The sequence below is a fragment of the Anaerobiospirillum thomasii genome, from assembly GCF_900445255.1.
Classification (GTDB): Bacteria; Pseudomonadota; Gammaproteobacteria; order Enterobacterales; family Succinivibrionaceae; genus Anaerobiospirillum_A; species Anaerobiospirillum_A thomasii.
This window is the reverse complement of record NZ_UAPU01000005.1, coordinates 247,135-271,578: the sequence shown is the minus strand read 5'-3', so window position 1 is coordinate 271,578 and position 24,444 is coordinate 247,135. Positions and strand designations below refer to the sequence as shown.

Annotated in this window: 22 protein-coding genes and 1 other annotated feature; of the genes, 7 read left to right on the top strand and 15 right to left on the bottom strand. The window is 39.7% G+C overall.

What is annotated here, in order from left to right; genetic code table 11:
- Positions 1–651 precede the first annotated feature (651 nt).
- The 6 genes from DRZ93_RS01555 to DRZ93_RS01530 all read left to right on the top strand — a co-directional run bounded on the left by DRZ93_RS01555 (position 652) and on the right by DRZ93_RS01530 (position 7,768).
- Entirely contained in the window at positions 652–2,346 is a 1,695-nt protein-coding gene (locus DRZ93_RS01555; RefSeq protein WP_172457988.1) for a methyl-accepting chemotaxis protein, read from the top strand.
- A gap of 600 nt (positions 2,347–2,946) precedes the next feature.
- Positions 2,947–3,609, top strand: coding sequence for a reverse transcriptase domain-containing protein (locus tag DRZ93_RS13650; protein ID WP_113745617.1), 663 nt, complete (start codon positions 2,947–2,949; stop codon positions 3,607–3,609).
- Between the two features lie 111 nt (positions 3,610–3,720).
- Positions 3,721–4,956 carry a site-specific integrase gene (locus DRZ93_RS01545; protein WP_113745616.1) on the top strand — a complete coding sequence of 412 codons (1,236 nt, stop codon included), beginning with the start codon at positions 3,721–3,723 and terminating at the stop codon, positions 4,954–4,956.
- A complete protein-coding gene (locus tag DRZ93_RS01540) occupies positions 4,949–5,932 on the top strand; it encodes a tyrosine-type recombinase/integrase (protein WP_113745615.1) in 984 nt (327 codons plus the stop codon). The genes DRZ93_RS01545 and DRZ93_RS01540 overlap by 8 nt, the downstream gene beginning before the upstream one ends.
- On the top strand, positions 5,907–6,926 hold the full coding sequence (locus DRZ93_RS01535; RefSeq protein ID WP_245933760.1) for a tyrosine-type recombinase/integrase: 1,020 nt from the start codon (positions 5,907–5,909) through the stop codon (positions 6,924–6,926). The genes DRZ93_RS01540 and DRZ93_RS01535 overlap by 26 nt, the downstream gene beginning before the upstream one ends.
- A 95-nt stretch (positions 6,927–7,021) precedes the next feature.
- Positions 7,022–7,768, top strand: coding sequence for a reverse transcriptase domain-containing protein (locus tag DRZ93_RS01530; protein WP_113745613.1), 747 nt, complete (start codon positions 7,022–7,024; stop codon positions 7,766–7,768).
- 302 nt (positions 7,769–8,070) lie between these two features.
- On the opposite strand, the gene trpA is transcribed toward DRZ93_RS01530, so the two are convergent.
- The 15 genes from trpA to DRZ93_RS01455 all read right to left on the bottom strand — a co-directional run bounded on the left by trpA (position 8,071) and on the right by DRZ93_RS01455 (position 23,717).
- Entirely contained in the window at positions 8,071–8,850 is a 780-nt protein-coding gene (gene trpA, locus DRZ93_RS01525) for a tryptophan synthase subunit alpha (RefSeq protein WP_113745612.1), read from the bottom strand.
- Positions 8,843–10,033, bottom strand: a complete 1,191-nt coding sequence (gene trpB, locus DRZ93_RS01520) for a tryptophan synthase subunit beta (protein WP_113744391.1) — start codon at positions 10,031–10,033, stop codon at positions 8,843–8,845. Before trpB ends, trpA begins: the two co-directional genes overlap by 8 nt.
- Positions 10,034–10,036: 3 nt before the next feature.
- A complete protein-coding gene (locus DRZ93_RS01515; protein ID WP_113745611.1) occupies positions 10,037–10,639 on the bottom strand; it encodes a phosphoribosylanthranilate isomerase in 603 nt (200 codons plus the stop codon).
- Complete coding sequence (gene trpC / locus DRZ93_RS01510; RefSeq protein WP_113745610.1) at positions 10,636–11,418, bottom strand: indole-3-glycerol phosphate synthase TrpC; 783 nt, start codon at positions 11,416–11,418, stop codon at positions 10,636–10,638. The genes DRZ93_RS01515 and trpC overlap by 4 nt, the downstream gene beginning before the upstream one ends.
- The gene (gene trpD, locus DRZ93_RS01505) at positions 11,418–12,446 is read right to left on the bottom strand and encodes an anthranilate phosphoribosyltransferase (protein WP_113745609.1); all 1,029 of its coding nucleotides are present in this window, start codon (positions 12,444–12,446) and stop codon (positions 11,418–11,420) included. The genes trpC and trpD overlap by 1 nt, the downstream gene beginning before the upstream one ends.
- Positions 12,443–13,018: an anthranilate synthase component II gene (locus DRZ93_RS01500; RefSeq protein ID WP_113744387.1), complete on the bottom strand. Its 576-nt coding sequence runs from the start codon at positions 13,016–13,018 to the stop codon at positions 12,443–12,445. The genes trpD and DRZ93_RS01500 overlap by 4 nt, the downstream gene beginning before the upstream one ends.
- Positions 13,015–14,481, bottom strand: coding sequence for an anthranilate synthase component I family protein (locus DRZ93_RS01495; protein WP_113745608.1), 1,467 nt, complete (start codon positions 14,479–14,481; stop codon positions 13,015–13,017). Before DRZ93_RS01495 ends, DRZ93_RS01500 begins: the two co-directional genes overlap by 4 nt.
- A 193-nt stretch (positions 14,482–14,674) precedes the next feature.
- Positions 14,675–14,920: a binding site (T-box leader), on the bottom strand.
- A gap of 609 nt (positions 14,921–15,529) precedes the next feature.
- Complete coding sequence (locus DRZ93_RS01490) at positions 15,530–16,294, bottom strand: SDR family NAD(P)-dependent oxidoreductase (protein WP_113744385.1); 765 nt, start codon at positions 16,292–16,294, stop codon at positions 15,530–15,532.
- A gap of 13 nt (positions 16,295–16,307) precedes the next feature.
- Positions 16,308–17,591, bottom strand: coding sequence for a TRAP transporter large permease (locus DRZ93_RS01485; RefSeq protein ID WP_113744384.1), 1,284 nt, complete (start codon positions 17,589–17,591; stop codon positions 16,308–16,310).
- 3 nt (positions 17,592–17,594) lie between these two features.
- The gene (locus tag DRZ93_RS01480; RefSeq protein WP_245933759.1) at positions 17,595–18,077 is read right to left on the bottom strand and encodes a TRAP transporter small permease; all 483 of its coding nucleotides are present in this window, start codon (positions 18,075–18,077) and stop codon (positions 17,595–17,597) included.
- Positions 18,078–18,086: 9 nt separating this feature from the next.
- Positions 18,087–19,067, bottom strand: coding sequence for a TRAP transporter substrate-binding protein (locus DRZ93_RS01475; protein ID WP_113744383.1), 981 nt, complete (start codon positions 19,065–19,067; stop codon positions 18,087–18,089).
- Between the two features lie 17 nt (positions 19,068–19,084).
- Positions 19,085–20,329 (bottom strand): enolase C-terminal domain-like protein, encoded by a 1,245-nt coding sequence (locus DRZ93_RS01470; RefSeq protein WP_113745607.1) that lies wholly within the window; start codon positions 20,327–20,329, stop codon positions 19,085–19,087.
- A gap of 72 nt (positions 20,330–20,401) precedes the next feature.
- A complete protein-coding gene (locus tag DRZ93_RS01465; protein ID WP_113745606.1) occupies positions 20,402–21,097 on the bottom strand; it encodes a FadR/GntR family transcriptional regulator in 696 nt (231 codons plus the stop codon).
- 233 nt (positions 21,098–21,330) lie between these two features.
- Entirely contained in the window at positions 21,331–22,926 is a 1,596-nt protein-coding gene (locus tag DRZ93_RS01460; RefSeq protein ID WP_113744380.1) for a hypothetical protein, read from the bottom strand.
- Positions 22,927–22,940: 14 nt separating this feature from the next.
- On the bottom strand, positions 22,941–23,717 hold the full coding sequence (locus DRZ93_RS01455; protein ID WP_113744379.1) for a BON domain-containing protein: 777 nt from the start codon (positions 23,715–23,717) through the stop codon (positions 22,941–22,943).
- Between the two features lie 357 nt (positions 23,718–24,074).
- Here DRZ93_RS01455 and DRZ93_RS01450 point away from each other — a divergent pair, with 357 nt between their 5' ends.
- Positions 24,075–24,392 (top strand): DUF6429 family protein, encoded by a 318-nt coding sequence (locus tag DRZ93_RS01450; RefSeq protein WP_218564234.1) that lies wholly within the window; start codon positions 24,075–24,077, stop codon positions 24,390–24,392.
- The last annotated feature ends 52 nt before the right edge of the window (positions 24,393–24,444 follow it).

The window sequence follows — 24,444 nt, the reverse complement described above, 5'->3', positions numbered from 1 at the left end:
TTTTTAATTCTAAATATGCTCTATGCTCTTATTCTCTCTTTACAATCTTTGGCCCAATTTTTATAAAAGGATTGTTATACACTACTCTATGTCCTATCTTTCTTAACCTCCTGCCTTTATCAGAAGCTGCAGGCATTTCTTTTTTTATAAATTCACAAGCTGTGCACACTCTTTTATCATGGTCTATTATCATAAAAAATAGTTGTATTAACTTTTTATTTAAACTCTTAAATTTCTGTGATACATTGCACTTAAAAATCAATATACAAGTGTAAATAAAGTCAATAATGTATAAACTCTCTGGCACTATAACCCTCTTTTACAAAAGTGCGTATTAGCGCACAAAGACAATAATTAAGCCATTTACTCACCATTACATCTGTGGTTTTAACTGTTATTAATTAAATTAAACCTAAGTTAAAAATTATTTATATAGATCACGTTTTTAAAGCATATTTTTTGTAAATTTGAGATTAATTGAATGTTAAATAAAATATTTCATTTGTTATCGGTATCTATACCACAAATACCTTTTTTACCCATTTTTCATGTCTAAATAAATGATACAATTGCCCAAAATCTGCCACTACAAGACTTATGACTGCTGCAGGTATCAGAATTCTTTATTTTCCATTCTTGGCTGGGGTTTATATGTCATTTATAAATAAAATGTCCATTCGGTCCAAACTCTTAGGTGGCTTTATATTTATCATCATTTTGTCTATCATCGTTGCTGTTGTTTCAGTAACCTCCATTAAAACTGCGCTTAATGTACAGCAGGAGCTTCATGAAACAGTAACTCAGGATATGTCACGTACCATTAATTTAAATGCCAAATATAATGCCGTTCACGCCTGGCTGCATCAGCTGCAGGTCAATCCAAGCCCTCAGCTTGTAGCAGCAGGTAAAAAAGCAGTGGCCGATATGGTTGATGCTCTAGATAAAGCCGACAGTGGCCCAGCACCTTCAAACTTTACCGATCTTGCCAAACAGACCCGCCTTACCATGCGCGATCTGGCCAATAAAATCAATGGAACTTTTATAAAACTTTTAGATGAAGGTCGCTATGAAGAGGCCGACAAGGTCTTTTTAAGCGAAGTTTTAGCCCCTTCTTCAAAGTCCAACATTCTCTTTTCTCAGCTTATTGTCAACTATTCAAACGAAGTACAGGTGCAGGTAAAAAATCTTGACCTAAGAGAGCCTATGTATGTTGTAATAGGTGTTTCAATTGCAAGCTGTCTTTTAGCCCTTGTCATCGGTCTTGCCATCTCAGGATATGTTGTCAAGCACACCCACAATATTAAAGATCTTGCCAAGGAAATTGAGCATGGCCGCTTTACCATCAATCTTGATGAGGATAAGATACCTCACGACGAGATTGGCGATATATACAGATCATACAGCGAAATTGCCTATACCCTCTCATGCACTATTGCCAAGGTTATTGCCACATCTGAAATTTTAGATAAATCATCAGGTGATCTTAACAAGGCCTCGTGGTCAATCAATGAAGTTTCAAAACAGGTTGAAAGTAAGTCTTTAACCGTTGCAACTGCAGCCGATGAGATGGTATCCACCACAGCTGATATTGCCAAAAACTGCAATATTGCCTCAGACACCTCAGAGATTGCCCGCAGCGAGACCAACAATGGTGTAGATAAGGTACGTGCCACTGTAGCCTCCATTAAAGAGCAGAGCGTGCTGACAAGAGAGGATGCTGAAAAGGTAATGCGTCTTGCTGAGCAGAGCCAGAAGATTGGCTCTATCGTTGGCACTATTGATGAGATTGCAGCTCAGACCAACCTCCTGGCCTTAAACGCCGCCATTGAGGCTGCCCGTGCCGGTGAAGCCGGCCGAGGCTTTGCTGTGGTTGCCGATGAAGTGCGTGCTCTGGCCTCGCGCACTTCAAAATCAACTCAGGAAATTACCGCCATGGTGCGCTCTATTCAGGAGGACTCCAAGACTGCAACTGATTCTATGAATGAGTCTGTAGTACAGATGGAGAGTGTAGCAGAAAGAGCAGGCGAGCTTGAGTCAACTCTTAACACCATTATGTCTAGTGTAAATGATGTAAACTCACAGATCTCGCAGATTGCCACAGCAGCTGAGGAGCAGACTACTGCCACATCTGAGATTTCATCCAACATGCAGGGTATTACACAAGAGGCGCAGGAGGCCCACGATGCCTCATCCAATGCCGTTGGCATTTCAGATTATGCCCTGCGCCTTATTGCTGAGATTAAAGAGGATCTTGAGTTCTTTAAGATCTCAAAAACCGTACTTAATGAGGCCTATGTAGAAATTGAAAGAACCCACTCAGGACAAAATACTGAGCATAGCTCTTAACTAATCCAACCTAACGACACAGGCGAAAGCTTTGTCAACGCACAGCAGGCGTGGTTTGCATAAGCCACGCCTTTTTTAGTGCGCCCTGCATGTGCGCGTTTCTAACGGGTGAAAGTCCCCAACACGCCCCACTAGAGGGAAGTGTATAGCTAAAAGCAAGGTTATAGTGGTAACACTATGGCTGAAGGAAGCTGAAGGCAAATCTCCGGACCTACGAACAGAAACAGTTTATAGGCATGTACCGCGGATAAGTCTGCTAAATATGACGAAGTCCGAAATCTAGTCGTAGCGGTATATGTAAAGACTGAGCGTTATATGGAGAGAAAGAAACCGTACTTACCGGGGGAGATCCGTATAGCGGGAAACCGTAGTAACAACGAATATACGGAAGTCAGCAGACGTCATAGTACCTTGAGAGCACAAGGGAAGGACAGAACCTAACAGATATGAAAATCGGAGGAATTAGCCGGTTAAAAAAAAAATGGCTCTGAAAAAGCAGTCTTCTGCAAATGCAGGCAATTGACTGTAGCTACTGGCCAAGGCTTGGACGTAAATCAAGTTGCGGAGGGTAGGAAGAGTTCTGCCGGATAATATAGACCTATGAGTAATATATCGCAAATTGAACCTATAACCTTAGAGAGAGTGCTCGACTACACTAACCTTAAAAGAGCTCTGCACAGTGTGCTGAGAAACAAAGGCAGTGCGGGTGTCGATAGAATGCGCACAGATGAACTCTGTGAGTATTTACAATCACACCCAGGTGAAATCACTGAGGTGATTAGGAACGGCAAATACAGACCACAACCAATTCTGAGAGTCTACATTCCAAAAGATAATGGAGAGAAGCGACCCTTGGGAATACCAACAGTACGAGATCGCTTTGTACAGCAGGCTATAGCGCAAGTACTAAGCGAGGAGTATGAAAAGGTATTCTCAGACAATAGCTTCGGATTCCGCCCGGGCAGAGGTTGCAAAGACGCGATTGCGAAAGCAAGCGAGTATGTAAACCAAGGTCTAGAATGGGTAATCGATTTGGATCTAAGCAAATTCTTTGATACTGTGAACCACAGCAAGCTTCTCCAAGTCTTAAGCAATAATATCAAGGACGGAAGAGTCATATCGCTGATACATAGGTTCATGAGAGCCCCAATCAGTGAAAACGGCAAAGTTGGTCATAAGACCACAAAGGGCACCCCTCAGGGCAACTTATGCCGAGCTCGGCATAAAGCCCCTTATGTAGATATAGATATTATGCCAAGTTAGCATATTTATCAAATTGAATTATATAAATTTTAATTTTTTCAACTCTACATAATTTTATATTATTGACCATTTGCTAATCTGAAATCATTTCACTACATAGGAGTTATCACTATGAAACTAGAAATGATTACAGAAGGCTTAAACCAACTTCTTACAGAAAATCACTATTCATCAGGAACTATTGAATTCTATAAAAAAGAGTGGAGAAAAATAAATGACTTTCTAAAACAAGAATATGGTAGCACCGAATACAATATGGAGAGAGGGCTAAAATATCTTGAGGTCAAATACAGTTTTATTCAGAAATATGAAAATAAAGTACTTTCTCAGCAAAGAGTTCAACTTCTACGTGTTGTCCATATGTTAGAGGATTACAGACTTCATAGGGTTCTTACTAGAAGATATTATGCCTCAAAAAATCCAATTAAATTAAATGACAGCATGTCAGATATATTTTCTAAATACTCTTCTTTCTTATCAAATACAGATCTGTCTGTATCGACTATAAATCATTATAAAAAAACATCGCAAGTTTTTTTAGATTTCATTACCCAACGGAAAGTTGCCGGTATACAAGATATTACGACAAAAACATGCCACGACTTCATTAAAACATTTGCGGGTTTTCAATTTAAAACAGTTGAGCAACAAGTCTGTGGTATAAGGCACTTTTTACGCTTTCTTCATTCATCTGGAATGATTGTTGAAAACTTCATTGACAAGATACACGTGCCAAATATTTCAAAGACTGCAAATATTCCATCTTCCTGGGATTTAGACGATCTTAAAAAGATGCTATCCGCCATAGATAGAAATAATCCTATAGGTAAGAGAGATTATGCAATGATCTTAATTGCCTGTACTCTGGGGTTAAGAGTTGGTGATATAAAAAGACTGCGCTTTAATAATTTTAATTGGGAAGAAAAAAAGCTCTCAATTATACAACATAAAACAAAAAAGCCTCTATCCTTACCAATCCCAGATTATATTGGATGGGCGGTGATAGATTATATAAAAAATGCGAGGCCAAAAGCATATAAATCAGATGTAGTTTTTATAAAACATATGCCACCATTTGATCCTTTTAGCGATGATAGTCATTTACAAAACATAGTCACTAAATATATGCGCAAGGCTAAAATTGATAGTCGCTCCAAAAAAAGATCTGGATTTCATTCTCTACGGCACTCCGTTGGCTCTCTGCTGCTAGAGATTGAAACACCTTTGCCAGTAATAACACAAATACTTGGGCACACCGATCCAGATGTTACAGCTATATATCTTAAAACAGATATAAAAAAACTTGCTGAATGTACTCTAGAGCCCGAGGATTTTAGAAATGAATAAAAAATCCTATAAAAGCGTTTTTAAACAAGAGTTTGCAGATCTTGTTGAATTAAAGAGAGCTTCTGGCTATTTATATAACCATAATGAAGAAACATTTTTACAACTTGATGCTTTTTTTATTGAAAATAATCTATCTGACAAAGTTATAACAAAGGAGTTAAGTGACCTTTGGTCTAAGAAAAGAGATTATGAAAAAGTTTCAAACCAATTAAAAAGAATTAGTTGTCTGCGCGTATTTTGTAAGTATCTAAATGATATTGGTATAAAGGCATATATTTCTCCAAAAGTTAAAATGAGCAAAGTGAAAAAATATGAGCCACATATTTATTCAGATGAAGAAATTAAGAAATTCTTTTTCTACGTTGATCAAAGTAACTCTGTACAAGACATATGCCCTTTCCGTAAAGATGTAATGCCTATTTTTTTTAGAGTTCTATATACAAGTGGTTTGCGTGTCTCAGAGTTACGGCTAATAAAAATAAAAAATATAAATTTACAGGACGGAGTCTTAACTATTTTAAATGCAAAAAATAAAAAAGAAAGATTAGTGCCAATCCATCCAAAGCTTTTAGAGAAATGCAGAGATTTAAAAGCAAAGATCCATACCAACTCAAACGACGAAGAGTATTTTTTTATGATACGACCAGGAGTCGCAATGTCTTTGGTTAATGTATACCATAATTTTCGGCGGTACTTAGAGAAGGCAGGTATACCCCATACAGGCGAAGGCCCTCGTGTTCATGATTTTCGTCATACATATTGCGTAAATATTTTGAGAAAATGGGTTAATGAAGGAAAAGATCTAATGGCCTACCTGCCGTATTTGCGCACAATGCTTGGGCATGAAACTTTTCATGAAACTGCGTACTACGTTAAGTTAACATCAGAAAGGTTTCCTTATATCAAAGACAGAATGAAACAATCATTTCCAGATTTAATTAGGGAGGTAGATGCAGATGATGGCGAATTCTACTGATTTTGCAAAGATTGTTACAAAATTTTTAACAGAGTATCTACCATGCCATAGATGTTATTCTAAAAATACAATCCTAAGCTATAGAGACACTCTAAAACTGTTTTTAAAATTCATCAAGGAAGAAAAAAATATGTCGGTCAACTCTTTTTATATGAAGGATTTTAATCGTGATCTCGTAATAAATTTTTTAGAGTGGTACAGAGGTACCGGAGCAAGCATATCTGCAGCCAATCAACGTCTTGCCGCTATAAAAGCATTTAGTGATTTCGCACAGCTTGAAAAAATTGAATACATTGAGCCTTTACAAAATATCGCAGGAATTAAATCTAAAAAATCTGCACAGAAAGATATATCCTACCTAAACACTGAGCAAATGGCTAAACTTATAAACAGTCCAGATGTTAATACAGCCGTAGGTTTAAGACATAGAATGATCTTAGCACTGATGTATGACAGTGGCTGCAGGGTACAGGAACTTTGCAATATTAAAATTGCAGATATATCTTTGGAGCCAATTTCTACAGTTACACTGCATGGAAAAGGAAATAAAATTCGAACAGTAGTAATATCTGATGAAACTGCATCTATTATACGCAATTACATCAAAAGATACCGCCAATACGCTATAGGAACTGATTTTTTGATTACAAACAGATTTAACCATTCTATAAATCGAGATGGAATATCGTATATTGTTAAAAAATATGCTGGTATTATTAGTAGACAAGATGCTTCTTTTCCTAAGCATGTTCATTGTCATATGTTTAGACATTCAAAAGCTATGCACATGTTGGAGGCTGGCATTAATATAGTCTATATTAGAGATTTTTTAGGTCATGAAGATATTTCAACAACAATGATATACGTCAGAGCTGACAATAGGCTTAAAAATGAGGCAATTAGCAAGCTGGCACCTCTTATTACAGAGTCAGCAACATATCAAGACTGGAATAAAGATCAAGATCTAATGCAATTTTTGAACTCTCTTAAATAATAATATTTATGCCAAGTTAAAAAAATGAAAGTTTATAAAAATCAATTTAAAAACTATACTAACTTGGCATAATATCTATATCTACATAAGGGGCTGTGTGTAGTCCGGTACTTGCAAACATACTCCTCAACGAACTCGATCAACTGTTGGACGCCAGAGACAGGAAATTTGTCAGATACGCCGACGACATGTGCATATTCTGCAGTAGCAGGAAAAGTGCAGAGAGAGTTTTAGAGTGGGTAACACGGTATATAGAGGACAAGCTATTCCTCAAGGTGAACAGAGAGAAAACCAAAATAGTGCATGTCGGCAAGGATATGCAATTCCTAGGTTTTGCATTTCTAAGCGCTAGATGTGTCTCAAAGACAAGAAAGCAGGCAAAGCCAAAGGATCAATATTTCACAACTGTGCACGACAAAAAGAGGAAGAAACTCAAGGAAAAGGTAAAGCTCATACTAGATAGAAGGTGTAAAGGCGGCATTGCTGTCGTCAAAGCTAAGCTGAAGTATCTACTCAGAGGGTGGGTAAACTACTTTGGTGAAGCCATACCAACATCATGGGCAAGGAAAATCGATGCTTGGATCAGAAGACGCGTCAGGCAACTCCTATGGAAACAATGGAAGACCCCACAAAACCGCTACAGACAGTTCAAGCTGAGATGGTCAAAAGCCCCCGCCATCGGAGATGGCACTATGGCATACAGCTCAAACAGTTATTGGAAACTATCGAAAAACCAAGGGATCCACAGAGCACTTAACAATCAGATACTGATAAACGAGGGCTGGACAACTATAACCGCGGAGCTAGAGACCCTGCATTCAAGGATCTCTAGCGCTTGTTAGGAACCGCCCTACTACCGAACGGTACGGTGGGTGGTGTGGGAGCCCGAAAGGGCTACCCGATTATTGCAAGGATATTTAAACATAGGTTAGACGAAAGAGAAGTGCATGATAACAGCTGCCGCTGACTATATGGATAAGTCTAGTGCAGCTGCTATACAACATCTTTGTCAGTGCCAAATATATGCAACAATATATTTGGCAGTTGTTTAATATCTGCCCAATTTGCCTGTATTGAACATAATATGTATCTTTATTTTAAGATACTGTACTCTCAAAGGATGCATACTTACAAATAGGCCATATCACGTATTAGATGTTATGGCAGATTTCATCTTATTGACAAATCTGCCTATATACGCAGGCGCCTGCGTACCGTACTGTTCAAAAAATTTGATAATGGCTGAACCTACAATAACACCGTCTGATATGCCGGCCATGTAGCCTGCCTGCTCTGGAGTACTGATACCAAAGCCTATGGCACATGGTATGTCTGTATTGTCCTTTACTGTTTTAACAATAGAGACAAGATCTGTTTTAATTTCACTTCTTACTCCTGTCACTCCAAGACTGGACACAATATACAAAAAGCCCTCAGCCTCTCTTGCTATCATGGATATCCTGTTTTCAGAAGTAGGCGCTATCATAGAGATCAATGCAATATCATACTTACGGCAGACAGGCAGAAACTCACCTTTTTCTTCAAAAGGCAGATCGGGTAAAATCAGCCCGTCAACCCCAAGTTCCCTGCATTTTGAAATAAAAGTCTCTTTACCATATGAAAAGATCACATTAGTGTATGTCATAAAAACCAGAGGAACTTTTACATCATGGCATAGCTGCTCAACAAAATTAAAGATTTTATCTGTGCTGATGCCATTGTTAAGTGCCCTTAGATTGGCGCTCTGAATTACAGGACCTTCGGCTGTTGGATCAGAAAAAGGGATACCAAGCTCTATAAGATCGGCACCATTTGCAACAGCCTCACGCACTGCTTTGCCAGTAGTTTCAAGATCAGGATCGCCACAGGTTATAAAAGGTATAAAGGCCTTACCATTTTCAAAGGCTTTGTAGATCTTATTCATGTATATCCTCTCCTCTATAACGTGCAATAGACACACAATCTTTGTCCCCCCTGCCTGAGATGGTAATCACAACAATTTTATCCTTATCAAGTAAAGGTGCTATTTTTATGCCCTGTGCCACAGCATGCGCAGACTCAATGGCAGGAATAATACCTTCAGTTCTTGACAGATACTCAAAGGCATCTACGGCCTCATCATCGGTAACTGCAACATACTCGGCACGTTTTTGATCGTGGAGATAGGCATGTTCAGGACCGATGCCTGGATAATCAAGACCTGCTGAAATTGAATGTACAGGTGATATCTGACCATCGCTGTTTTGACAGAAGTATGATTTCATGCCATGAAAAATACCCAGTCTGCCGGTAGCTATAGTTGCTGCTGTTTGCTTTGTATCTATACCATAGCCTCCAGCCTCGCATCCAATCAGTCTTACATTTTTATCTTCAATAAAATGGTAGAAGCTGCCAATAGCATTAGAGCCTCCGCCAACACAGGCTATAACCACATCAGGCAGTCTTCCTTCAGCCTGCATCATCTGCAGCTTTATTTCTTTGGAGATAACAGCCTGAAAATCACGCACCATGGTTGGAAAAGGATGAGGGCCCATTACAGATCCTAGACAGTAGTGCGTATCAGCAATACGGGAGGTCCACTCGCGCAGAGCCTCAGATACAGCATCTTTTAATGTGGCCGTGCCTGATGTTACAGGTATTACTTCAGCCCCAAGCAGTTTCATCTTATAAACATTAAGAGCCTGCCTTTGAATATCCACCTGTCCCATAAACACAACGCACTCAAGCCCCATCAGAGCCGCCGCTGTGGCTGTAGCCACACCATGCTGCCCTGCACCTGTTTCTGCTATAAGTCTTGTTTTACCCATTTTTCTTGCAAGCAGTGCCTGTCCGAGCACATTATTAATCTTATGGGCTCCTGTGTGATTGAGATCTTCTCTTTTTAAATATATTCTGGCTCCTTTTAAATCCTCTGTCATATTTTTGGCAAAATAAAGCAGTGAAGGTCTACCTGCATACTGATTAAAAAGCTCTGAGAGCTCCAGGTTGAACTGAGGATCATTTTTATAGTGAGAATAAGCTGTTTCAAGCTCAATTACCGCATTCATAAGTGTTTCTGGTATATACTGTCCACCATGAATTCCAAAGCGTCCATTTGTACTTTTCATATTTTATTTTCCTGATCTGACTGCTTTTATAAATTCCATCATTTTTGCTTTATCTTTCACTCCGTCAGTTTCTATTCCGGAGCTTACATCCACAGCAAAGGGATGGAGGTTTTTTACAGCATCTTGCACATTACAAACATTAAGCCCACCTGCTAAAAAGTATGATCTGTTAACTTTATCTATAAGCTTCCAGTCAAATACGACACCAGATCCTTTGCCTGAATCGAGCAATACATAATCTGCGCTACTGTGATTTACAGTCTCTATATCTGTGCAGGTTTTTACCTCAAATGCCTTTATAATAGGCTTATCTGTTAAAAGACGCAGATTATCTATATAAGCATTATCTTCATTGCCATGAAGCTGAACCATATCAATAATGCCTGCATGTATAAGATCTGCTATATATCTAGGCTCTGCATCGACAAAAACACCTACTGCCTTGATATGACGGCTCAGCAGGCTTTTTAACTGCGAAGCCTTCTGTTCTGACACATAACGACTGCTTTTGCCGGTAAAAACAAAACCTATATACTCAGGTGACATCTCATTGACAGCCTCAATATCACAAAGGCGGCTGAGTCCACAGAATTTAATCTTTATCATACATGTCCTCTTAGTATGGCAAGCTTTGATGTTTTATCATCCTCTTTCATCAGTGCCTCTCCTATAAGAACAGCATCGGTACCTATGTCCCTGAGCCTTTTAACATCATCAGCGCTGCTGACACCGCTTTCTGAAACAAAAAGCACATCAGATGGCACCTTAGATCTGAGCCTGATACTGTTTGAAGTATCAACGGAGAAATCTTTTAGATTACGGTTGTTAACACCTATAATTCTGGCTCCAGCATCTAAAGCCACAGAGATCTCCTGTTCATCGTGTACTTCAACCAGAGCCGAAAGCCCAAGTTCATCACAGATTTTGATATATCTTTCTATCTGCCTCTGACTTAATATGGAACATATTAAAAGTACAGCAGACGCTCTGCACACTTTGGCCTCGTAAATCATATATTCATCTACAGTAAAATCCTTGCGCAGACATGGAAGTAAAACAGAGCCGGCAATTTCTTTTAAATGCTCGTTACTGCCCATAAACCATTTGGGCTCAGTCAGTACAGATATACAGTCAGCCCCTGCCTGTTCATATGTTTTGGCAATATGCAGGTATGGATAGACGCTATCTATAAGTCCTTTTGACGGAGATGCTTTTTTACACTCACAGATAAATGACATGCCATCTTTTTTAAGAGCCTGTTCAAAGGCAAAACTGCCTTTTGGCAAAGACAAGGCCTCATCTTTAATCTGCTCTGCAGATTTGATTTTTTTAGCCTGTGCTGTGCGTATCAGTGCATAGTCTGCAAGCCTGTCTAAAATGCTCATCACTGCACCTCCTTGCCATGGCTGAATTTAATAAATCTGTTTAAAGTCTCAAGGGCTTTGCCTGAATCAATAATTGAAGATGCAAGTGCAATTCCCTCTTCTATGCTCTGAGCCCTGCCGCCTATATAAAGAGAGGCTCCTGCATTGAGCAATACAGCATTTCTCTTATGCCCTCTGTCTCCATTTAGTATATCTACAGTAATTTGTGCATTGTCCTCTGGCCTGCCACCTTTTAGATCTTCTCTGCTGCAGCGTTTAAAACCAAACTTCTCTGGCTTTATTACATATGATTTAAACCATCCGTTTTTAATTTCGCATACAGAGGTAGGAGCACACAGCGAAATTTCATCTAATCTGTCATGACCATAGACCACCATACCCCTCCTGACTCCAAGGTTAATCAAAACATGGGCTAAAGGCTCTACAAGATAGTCATCATATACGCCAAGCAGCTGCAAAGAAGGAGATGCAGGATTAGTAAGAGGCCCAAGAATATTGAATACTGTCCTAAACCCAAGCTCCCTGCGAATTGAACTTACATACTTCATGGAGCTGTGATATTTCTGAGCAAAGAAAAAACACATGCCAACATTATTTAAAAGATCAAGACACATTTGAGGACTTTGCTCAATGTTAACGCCTAAAGCCTCAAGGCAGTCAGCTGTTCCACACAATGATGAGGCTGCCCTGTTGCCATGCTTTGCCACCCTGATGCCAGAGGCAGCAATAACAAAAGCTGCTGTTGTGGATATATTAAAACTGTTGGCATTATCTCCGCCTGTTCCTACAATATCAAAGACCTCCATATCTGTATTTACTTGTGTAGCATGGGCGCGCATTGCAGCAGCACAGCCTGCAATTTCATCTGCAGTTTCAGCTCTGGCACTTTTTGTAGACAAAGCTGCCAGAAATGCTGCATTTTGAGTAGGTGTTGTAGTTCCGCTCATAATTTCATTCATAACAGTAAATGCCTCATCATATGAGAGATCTTCTTTACTTACTATTTTTACAATGGCTTCTTTTATCATTTTTTATATACCTTTATAAAATTATTCAGAATCTGCCTGCCGCACGGTGTCAGGATGGACTCGGGGTGGAATTGTATGCCATATACAGCATATTCTTTATGCTCAACAGCCATTACCTCTCCATCTTCGGTTGCAGCAGTAACTTTCAGACACTCAGGCAGTGTATGAGCATTTATAGCAAGAGAGTGATAGCGGGCTGCTGCAATAGTTTCAGGGCAGTCTTTAAATAGCACAGAGCCCGTATCTACTCTGATATACGATTGTTTGCCATGCATCAGCTCCTTGGCATAGATAACCTCTGCTCCATAAGCTGCACAGATGGCCTGATGACCAAGACATACACCAAGTATTGGAGTGAACTGACCCATAAACTTTACTGTGTCCATGATAATTCCGGCATTTTCTGGTCTGCCAGGACCTGGAGATAGAACAATACAGGCAGGATTTAACTCCTTTATTTTCTGTAGTGGCATTTCATCATTGCGTATGACCTTGATGTTGTCATCAATCTCACCTATAAGCTGATAAAGGTTATAGGAAAAACTGTCATAATTATCTATAAGAAGAATCATAGACCCTCCTGTGACAGCTGCAGAGCCTTTAAGCATGAGAGTGCCTTGTTATGGCATTCCTCAAACTCCTTTTGAGGATCTGAATCTGCCACAATACCTGCACCGCTTCTTATAAATACCTGTCCATTTTTCTTATATAACAGACGAATAGCTATACATGTATGCATGTTGCCGCTAAAGTCAATATAGCCAATAGCCCCGCCATAAAGACCACGTTTATTTTTTTCAAGTTCACCTATTATCTGACAGGCTCTAATCTTGGGAGCTCCTGACAGAGTTCCTGCAGGCAGTACCGCTTCAATGGCATCTATGGCATCCTTGTCATGACAAAGCTTGCCCTTTATGGAAGATCCAATATGCATAACATGTGAAAAGCGCTCAATAACGCGTAATTTTTCAATTTCTACAGTACCAAATTCACTGATTCTGCCCAGATCATTACGCCCCAGATCTACAAGCATATTATGCTCGGCAAGCTCCTTGTCATCCTGCAGAAGATCCTCAGCGTTTTTCTGATCTTCTATATGGTTTTTCCCTCTGGGTCTGGTTCCTGCAAGTGGGTAGGTATGCAGTATTCCATTGTCCAGACTGACAAGAGTCTCAGGTGAGGCACCTGCTATCTCAATATCCTCTGAGCGAAAATAAAACATATAAGGTGATGGATTAATAGAGCGCAGTACTCTGTAGGTATTAAACAGACTGCCATCAAAGGGGGCTGAGAGTCTGTTTGAAAGAACTATCTGAAAGATATCTCCTTCAAATATATATTGTTTTGCCTTTTTAACCATCTGGCAAAATTGCTCTTGATTAAAAAGCTGTGTTATCTCACCTGCAAGTCTTCCTCGACACTCCTCTGTCCTGTGCCCATGGCAAATTAAATCTACAAGCTGTTTTAACTCCGTTTTAGCAGCTTCGTATCTTTCCTCCAGTGCATCATCAAGTCTGATATTTATTATAAAGATTATCTTCTGATGCAGATGATCAAAGGCAATAACCCTGTCAAAGAGCATAAGTTCAAGATCTTTTAGCTCCTCTTCATTTGCAGTTTTAACCCTGGCCTCTGTTTGAGCATAGCCTACATAATCATATGCAAAATATCCTACAAGGCCGCCTGTAAAGGGAGGCAGATAATCAAAGACAGGACTTTTATAATCACAGAGAATTCTGCGTAAATGGATAGATGGCTGTTCAACCTTAAAAGAAAGATCTCCTATCTGCATCTGACCGTCTGTACATGAGATCTTAAGTTTTGGCTCAAAGCCTAAAAAAGTATACCTGCCAATAGTCTCATTTTTAAGTGCTGATTCAAGCATATAACAGTCAACAGATATATTTTTTAAAACCCTCATTATTTCTATAGGGGTTGTAAAGTCAGAGAGAATTTCACAACTGACAGGAGCTACATTATATCCTGAGACAGATGACAGCTCTCTTATAGTATCTAAACCTGGTAAAATAGTCATTGCTACTCCTTTTTATTAAAGTAATTAAATTTTCTTTGTTTACTAAGTCAATTGTGCAAAGGCGCATATTGCGCCAGATTTTAAAAAGTAGCATTTTCTTTCTCTGCTCCAAAAAAAAAGACTTCTCTAACTCTATTTCAGTCAAAGAAGTCTTTTTAAAAATAAAAAAATCCCTGACAGAAACAGTATTTCTATCAAGGACGAATAAAATATCTATCCGCGGTGCCACCTTGATTTACGGAAAAATCCGTACTCTTAACGGGATACTATCATATCCCTGACAGGTAACGTCTGTCCAAACGTCGCAGAATACTCTGTGCAAACACATTTGACTGCGCCCTCAGCGGTCCATTTGACAACTTGTTTCTTACCTGACTCTCAGCAACACAGGCTCTCTGTAAAGGCATCATTGCCGTTATCTCCGCCTCAACGGTTTGATTTATATTAATTTTTAGCACACGCATTTTTTCCTGTCAAACAATGATTGCAGCTTTAACGTTAAAGCACATTTATCAGGCGAAAAATTTAAATTTGCACTTTTAAAAGACATACCTGAGCTAAAAAACAGTGCAGATGTCTATCTGAAACTTATAATTGCCAGTACTTTAGCTATGGCAGTTTTTCAGATTTATTTTGATTGTGTCTTATACTTTTGTATATACAAACACTTTTTTGAACTTCTAAAGCATATTCACACGTCATGATCCATAGTTATTTGTGACAGAATCTTCTGTACAGGCAATATACATATATGTGGCAGGATAATGTATAAAATCAAATATGTTTTGCCTGTCCATCATAAATAGTATGTCTTTAGATTCTTAGTGCCTAAATTATGTTTTTAAAAAGGATTAAAAAAGGATGGAAACTTACAGATAAGTTATTGTGTCACTTATCTTTCAGAGCTGAGGGTAATTGACAATATCTTAAAAAAATATTTTATTCAATGCTATAAAACTGCTGCAGCAGGCTTGAAACTTGCCTGTGCAGCAGAGTCTATCTTTTCTTTACAAAAGATCCTATAAAATAGTTATACCTGAATGTCTGTCTATTTTACAAGGTAGCCGCCATCTACAGGAATAATGGCACCGCCTAAATAATCAGAGGCATGAGAGGCCAGGAAAATACAGGTGCCCTTCATATCATCGCCTGTACCCCATCTGTTGGCTGGAATACGCTTAGTGATTTCCATATAACGCGGATTGTTCTTATCAAGCAGAGCCTCATTCATATCAGTTGCCATATAACCAGGGGCAATTGAGTTGACGTTAATGCCTCTTGCTATAAGATCATTTGACATCTCCTTGGTCAGCTGTGTCACACCACCCTTGGCAGCACTGTAGGCAGGTACGGTCTGACCGCCAAACCATGAGACCATGGAGGCTATGGTTATAATTTTGCCATAACCTTTTTTGAGCATGACATTGGCAGCTCTCTGACATAAAAAGAAGACAGAGTTTAAATTAACATTGATGACATCATCCCAGTCTTTTTCCAAAAAGTTCTCGCAGCTCTCGCGTCTTTGGATACCATGGGCAGTAACTAAAATATCAAGATCACCGCCTAAAGCTTCAAGACATTTATCAAAGCAGGCAAAAACCTCATCTCTTTTTGACAGATCAGCATATACACCATGGCAGGCAAAGCCTCTGTCACAAAAGCCTTTGGCCACATCAAGAGTCTTTGCATTAGATCCTACAATACAGACCTCACATCCTGCCTCCATCAGACCCTCTGCCATACCATAACCAAGACCGCGGGTGCCGCCTGTGACAATAGCCTTTTTACCGTTTATATCAAATAATGAATGCATAATTAAATCTCCACTAGGACATAATATTTGAAAGAGCTGTAGATAATGATGGTACATAGGCAAAAAGCAATGCACACAAAAGCTCAACCATCACAAAAGGTAATACCATTTTTGAAACTTTGGCCACAGGCTGTGAGCTTACACCACAGGCCACAAAGAGTGTGGTACCAAAAGGCGGTGTAGCCTGACCCATAGCCAAAAGGAATACAAACACCAGACCAAAGTGCACAGGATCGATGCCAAACTGCAGAGCAATAGGAGCAAGTATAGGTCCTAAAATCAGATTGGTGGCGCCAACCTCAAGAAACATGCCGCATATAGTTAAAAGCACTACAATAAGCATCATAAAGACAGCTGGATTTGAGGCAATTGACATAAACATGTCAGATACAAAGACAGGTATTCTGTAATAGGTCAGAATGTAGCCGAACATCTGAGCTGTCACCACTAAAAACATGATATTGGCAGTGGTTACAGATGAGTCCTGAATAATACGCCAGGTGCTCTTGCCGCTAAGCTCACGATAAATACCCAGGCAGACAAAAAAGCCATAGAATACAGCAACTACAGCAGACTCTGTTGGAGTGAAAATACCTGCATAGATACCGCCTAAAATCACAATTGGCATTAAAAGAGCCCATATGGCTGATTTAAAAGATTTTAAAAATCTCATAAATGAAAAGCCGCTGTCTTTTGGAAAGTTCTCTCTTTTAGCCTTGATATAGGCCCACAGGCATAAAGCCACACCGCAGATAAGGCCTGGAATAATACCTGCCATTAACAGCTTGGCCACAGAGGTATTGGTCACATTGCCATAGATAACAAATACTGTAGATGGCGGAATGACAATACCTAAAGTACCGCCTATAGCCTGCAAAGCTGCAGAGTAATCCTTAGGATAGCCTCTTTTGACCATCTCAGGATACATAATGCCGCCAATGGCTGCTGTCGTTGCCACAGATGATCCTGAAATAGCGGCAAAGAAGGTACAGGCTACAATTGATACAAGTGAGATACCACCTGAGATCCAGCCTACAAGAGCATCTGCAAAACTTACAAGCCTTTTTGACAGTCCGCCCTTGGCCATAATATCTCCAGCCAGGAAGAAGGCTGGCAGAGCCAGCATGGCAAAATTGTCACAGCCAGAGAAGATCTTCTGTGTCATAAGTGACAAAGATAAATTATCATCAATCATTAAAGCTGTAATGACGGCACCGCCAAGACACCAGGTTATTGGCATTCCAATGACCATCATGCCAACGAGCACCAGCAGCATACATATTGCAGCAATATCCATGTGTTACTCCTTATTTTCACTATTAAAGGCATCATAAAGCTCAAAAAGTGAGGCTATTGATGACATTAAAAAACCAAGACCCAGAATTGAATACATAATCTGCATGCTTATACCCATAGCAGGAGATGTCTGATACTGAGAGACATCAATCATGCCAAAGGAGCTGTAAAAGAAAATAATGCAGATTACAAGAGTCAGCACCGCGCGAATAATATTGAGTCTCTTTAAAGCCACACCCTTAAGGTAGTTGTCAATAATGTCAATGCGCACGAGCTGACGGCGGCTGATGGCAATATTGACGCCCATCAGGGTCAAGGTTACATAAAGATAGCGCGATAACTCCTCTGACCATGGAATTGAGTAAAAGACCACATAGCGTGTCATGGTCTGTATAAAGATCACGCTCATCATAAGCACCATGCACAGCGCTATAAGATTGCATGAAATATTCTGTATCTTTACAAAGATAGCTCTTAACTTTTCCATATACCCTCCCTATCTTGACAAAGATTCTATCTCTGAGGCTAGCTTGCCAAAGCTCTTTGAGTACTTCTCACGCACAGCCTGTGAGCCTTTGATAAAACCCTGTTTATCTGGATAGGTCACCACCATGCCCTTGCTCTTTAGTGTATCTATAGCCTCAACATCCATAGCTCGTGATAACTCACGCTCGGCAATAGAGGCTCTTTGCATACAGCTTTCAATAATTTCTCTGTCCTGCACCGAGAGTTTTTCATAGCTCTTTGGCGACATTAGAATAAAAACAGTTGAGTAACAGTGCTCGGTCATGGCCATATGCTTGTTGACCTCAACCACATTGTTTTTATCTATAACAGTAGCCGGATTCTCCTGTCCGTCAATGGCCCCCTGCTGCATGCCTGTATAGGCATCAGACCATGACATAGGTACAGGATCGGCTCCTAAAGTACCCCAGAGATCCTGATGAATTTTATTTTCCATAACACGCACTCTAAGCCCTTTGACATCATCTACAGAGTTGACATCAAGCTTTGAGTTGGTCAGGTTTCTAAATCCACTCTCCCATATGGCAAGACCCTTGAGTCTTACTGATGCAAGCTCATCTAAAAAGCGCTGTCCTATAGGTCCTAAAAAGACCTTATCGGCATGCTCCTTTGAGGTAATGGTATAAGGCAGATCAAATATGGCTATGTCCTTTTTAAAGTTCACAAGCACCGACTGATTGACAACAGCCAGATCCAGATTGCCCATCTGTACCGATTCAATATTCTCACGCTCGGTACCTAGCTGACCGTTGTGAAAGGTGTGCACCTCAATGCGACCGCCACTTTTTTCCTTTACATCTTGTGCAAACTTATCCATGGACAGGCCAATAGCACCATCCTGTGATGAGGCCTGAGCCATCTTAAGAACAATGACATCATTGTTATTATCAGAACAGGCTGTAGTCAAAAGCATAAATGCACAGCCCAGGGCCAAAGCTATCTTGTTTTTCATATACTCTCCTTACTCTTTTATGGTAAAACCAGCGAACCATCAAAGGATCTGGTCTGAGTCCAGGTGGTTATCTCATCAACACAAGGGTACTTTTTAGCCTCCTGTTCATTAAAGATAATGCCAAGACCTGGTCTGTCATTAGCATAGACATAGCCGTCTTTAAACTCAGGCAGTCCATCAAAGACCTCTAAAAGCGCACCTTTTTTGTGTTTTAGGTTCTGAATTACAAAGTTTGGAGGCTCAATGCCAGACCACTCCTGCACGCCAAAGGCACGGGATGACATATCAAGATGAATATTGGCAGCATGTGCCAGAGGTGACATATCACCAGGTCCATGCCAGGCTGTTCTGACACCAAACATCTCACATAAAATGGCAATCTTGCGGGCCTGTGTAATACCGCCTACCTGTGTTATATGCACACGTATAAAGTCAATAAGTCTGTTGGCAATTAAAGAGCGATACTCGCTTATATTGTTAAAAAGCTCACCTTGAGCCAATGGTGTGGTGCACACAGATCTGAGCTGTTTGAAGTACTCAGTCTGATCAAGAGGCAGAGGATCTTCTATGAAAAATAATTTATAAGGCTCCAAGGCTTTACACAGCTCTATAGCCTCAGATGGGGCAATTCTCTCGTGCACATCATGCACAAATTCAATATCAAAACCTACTCTGTCTCTTAACCTGTCAAAAAGATCAACTGTCTTTTTAATATACTCACGTGAGTTTAGATATATGCCACTCAAGGCTCCGCGTGGTGCTGTAGCAGGAGCATTTAGTGTAAGACCGCCGCCATAACCACCTGACTGCACTCTTAAGTGTCTTACACCAAGCTCTTTATAGTAGGCAATCTGATCGCAGATCTCATCGACACTGCTGCCATCAACATGACGATAGACAGGCACACCCCTGCGCAGCGCTCCGCCAAAGAGTTTATAGCATGGCATATTTGCCATCTTGCCTAAAATATCCCAAAGAGCAATATCAATACCTGCTATGGCATTGTTCTCTACAGCACCATTGCGCCAGTAGGCATTCTGATGCATAAGAGCAAAGTTCTCCTCAATATCCTCCACGTTGCGATTTAGCATCAGAGGTTTTAAATACTCCCTTATATAGGTCTCAACTGCCTTGTACCTGTAGGCAAAGGTAGCACAGCCAAGACCGTATAATCCGTCCACAGAGGTTAAAACCTTGACCACAGTAAGGTTTATTCCTTCAGGGGCACAGGAGTAGACTTCAATATCCTTAATCGTTACCATCTTGTACTCCATAACTTGTCAGATGTATGACAAGTATCTTCAAAGCAAATTAAAATAAAAAAAATTATAAAATCAATTATCCAGTTTATTGATCTCTAAAATGGCATGCATAAGATGATCATGCATACATGATGAGGCTTTTTTAGCATTGCTATCCTTGATTGCATCAATAATGATGCGATGAAAGGACAGACCATCCTTAAAGCCAAAAAGATTGTTTATCTGCTTGTGTCTGTGCATGGTTGAGGCAAATATATGGGCAATGGCATCGCCAAGCACACTGTTGCCAGAGCCATAGGCTATTGCTATATGAAAGTTCATGTCAGCTTCTATAAAAAGCTCGGCATTTTGTATATTATCCTCCATCTTTTTATAGCTTTGCTCAAGAGCTTCAATAAGCTTGTCCCTGTCATCTGCAGTCTTTGCACATAACATGGCAGCCTCAGGCTCTATCAAAAGCCTAAAGGAGAGCACATCCTTTATATCTTTATAATCCTGCTTGGCCACAAGTCCCCTGTTGCCAAAAACACAGGTATTGTTTGATACAAGATATGTACCCTTGCCCTGATATGACTGCATAAGCCCCAGTGCCACAAACTGCTTTATAGACACTCTAAGCGAGGCACGGGATACGCCAAGTTTTTGCGTCAGAGTGTTTTCAGAGGGAATTTTCTCCCCTACTTTAAACTCACCTGAGTTGATGCAGTCAATAAAGTATTTATTGATACTCTCTGTAATATTGACTACCTCTATTCTTGTATTGCGCATCAGTGATCCCTTAACTTGTCAGACAAGTAAATAATATTCTAAAAAATTTAAGATTGATGTGATAAATATCTAAGTTTTCTATATTGTCAAGAATTTAGTTTTAAAGCTTTAATATAGATAAATTAAAAGGCCATGGTAACTAATTCTGCTATATATCTATAGTCAGCTACTATAAAAAAGCCCTGTCGTTACAGCTTTAAAAGCTTCATACAGGGCCTGTGCAAAAGGTAAAATTAAAAACGCAGCAGTCTTTTATACAATGGTACCTTTGTTACCTTAAAGACGACTTCAACTGAAATCCCCTGAAAGACAAAGGACCAGCTCTTTTCAAATTCCTTGCACACTTTAAGCTCCTCTAGTATATGGCTTAGGCGTGAGTGCAGATCTTTGGCCCATCTGTCACCGTATTTCATAGTGATCTGCAAGAGCATATTGCGATACTCAATAAGCTTTTCATCATCACTGCGGCTTGGATCTGATGATAAGGCCTTAAATGGAATTCCTGTAATATACTGTATCCAGCCTTGCAGTTCATGGTTAAACCAGAACAGACTCAAAGGCTTTTTAATCTCCCTTTTAAACTCTAAAAAGAGTTCATTTACCTTTACAAGACATTCATAGCGCTCAGCCTCATCGCCTGTAATTTCATAGCGTCTGTAGAGTATGCTGTTGGCATTTGATATCTCTTTAAAGCACTTTATGGAGGTATTGCTCTTGATACTTACGGTTTTAAAGGATAAAGCTGACTTCTTATTCTTTTTAAAGTCGGCAAACATAGTATCAAAGTCAAATGACTCAAAATTCTGTATGGCTCTGTCGGCCATGGAATGATAGATCATTGACTCAATAAGTTTGCTCTGCTGCTGTGTGGTTAAAAACTCATCAAGATGAGTAATTAAAAATGATGAAAAATCATCTCGTATTGACACTGGCAGATGCTTTAAATCACCGCGCTTTAGGGCAATCTCCTTGGCAAAGGAGGTTTTTTTATTATAGATGGAATAAAAAATAAGCACCCAGAGCTTCATCTGATCTGAAAGTACCTTTAAGTAGATGTACTCAGCCATAGCCACCTTGTTTTTAAGGTGCTTTGTAGATGGCGGAGCCTTGCGATTCAAGACCCAGTCAAATGAAAAGATCTGCATCTCATACCAGTTAAGGTAATCAGACAGATCCTCTGAAAACAGTGTATTGATAGCAGATGATGGCATAGAGCCAAAATCTGCAAAATTATGAATTATATTTTTATCTGGGCTTTTGATAGGCCAGATGGTGGAGAGATTTAAAGATCCCTTTAAATCAAGCTTTTTATTTTTATGCTCTGTAAGCAGATCCCATATGGCCACCATGGCATGCAGACGCGAGAGCAACGGCGTGAATTTGCTGCCAGAATCATCCTTTACAGGCATATCAAGATACTCAAGCATCTGCTCAATCTTGGTAAGCTGCACTGCCTCCTCATCACCTTCAAAGACATCATGCCAGAGTGACTGTATACTCTGCACCGAGGTTGAGTCTTTGACAAATGAGGCAAAAGGTTCAATATTAGGATTGAGACATACCACATTTTTATTGGTAAAGAAGTTGACGGCAATAAGCTCCTTTAAAGTTGGAAACTTTTCCCTGCTGACCTTGTCACGGCTTATACCATGCTCAATGGCATTGACCCAGCGTATACGCTGTGGGCTTAGCGGCTTGATATATGAGTGCATATAGACAACAGGTCTGTTCTCTCCCTTAACATAGCGCAGTACGCCAATCTCAAGGGCTGAATCCACCTCACCTTCATTAGGTATTAATATATCTATAAAATATCTGCTTTGTGGCATGTCAAAACCAAAAATTAATACTGATCAAGAGCAGGAGTTGATGACATATCATCAACAATCATGGCCCCGCCATTATCATCAGAGCTTACAGGAGGCACATAGGTTGAATTGCCCACATATGATTTGTTTTCAACTCTGGTTGGCACAACTTCAATTGGTCTTTGTCCTGATTTTGAAAGAGATGTCTGATTCATATAATCAAAGATTGTATAGATCTTGCGCACACCTGGCACGGTTAAAGTCTGATTTACAGCGCGCTTGGCCTCATCCTCTGTAACATAGCCCATAAGATAGACATTGGCATTTTCTGTTACAACCTTAAAACGTCCTGAGCTTATATCTTTAGAGATAAGTAGCAGTCCTTTAACCTTTGAGGTTATATAAGAGTCATTGGCTGTATCTGTGGCACTGATTGGTTTGCCAATAGTGGCATAATTATAGACATGCCTTACATAATCAAGCTTGGCAATCTCACGCAGACACCAGTCAAGATAAGGCTTGTTTACAGTCTGACCTACAACAAGCACATTACCTGACATTGAGTAGACATCAATGGCAAAATCATCTGAATTGGCCAGCTCCTGATTGTTATTTAAAATATCCTGTGCCTTGCCTTCAATCTGCTGATCATAGGCCATGGTAGAAACTGTTCTGCTATCTGATCCTATAATGGCACCTGCAGCTCCGGCTCCAGCGCCGACTATAAGTGCGGCACAACCTGAAAAGAAAAGAGGCGCAGTCAGGGCAACGCCAATTAATACAGGCTTTTTTAAATTCTTTACAATACTCATAACAGCTACAACCCCTATTTTAAATATGCCAAAGGCACTATCTTATAAATTATAAGAAAAAATAAATAGAAATTATACAGTTTTAAGCTGTCCCATAGTTACTTAAAGACAAAAATTTTTATCTAAAGCTTTGGGTTTTAAAGAAAAATATCCGCTTTTATACTATATCTTAAGACAGCTGTATTAGCTCAAAAGAACAGTGACAGGATCTGTTTTTTATCTATTTTTTCTCTATGTAGTTAAATCTTATCAGCCATATCCTGATTTAAATACAGTATCATTAAAGGCTCTATTGCCTTTGTTCTATACTTTTTATGCTTTATCCTGGTTGTATATAAAAAGTTAAAGGAGATGATCTTGGACAAAATTAAAGATAAAGATTCTGTTCAGATAAGCAACGCTAAGATAGATGCTAAAGATGCTCTTGAGGAGCTGACTCTGATGCTCTTATATCTGACAAGGTTTTACTTTGATAATTACTGTAAAAAGGAAAATATCTTCCCATCATGGAAGAGGTATGACTTTGATACTTTAAATAAGCTTGATGATGCAGACTTTATTATACAGTCAAGACGCTCATACAAGGTAAAGTCTGTAACTCTTACAGACAGTGGTGTGGAAAAGGCCAGAGAGCTTTTAGCCAAATATGGAATTGAAGAGAAAACTCAAAGCTAAACACAAAAGACAACAAATACTATAAAAGCTAAAAATCTTCCCTCGACCTATC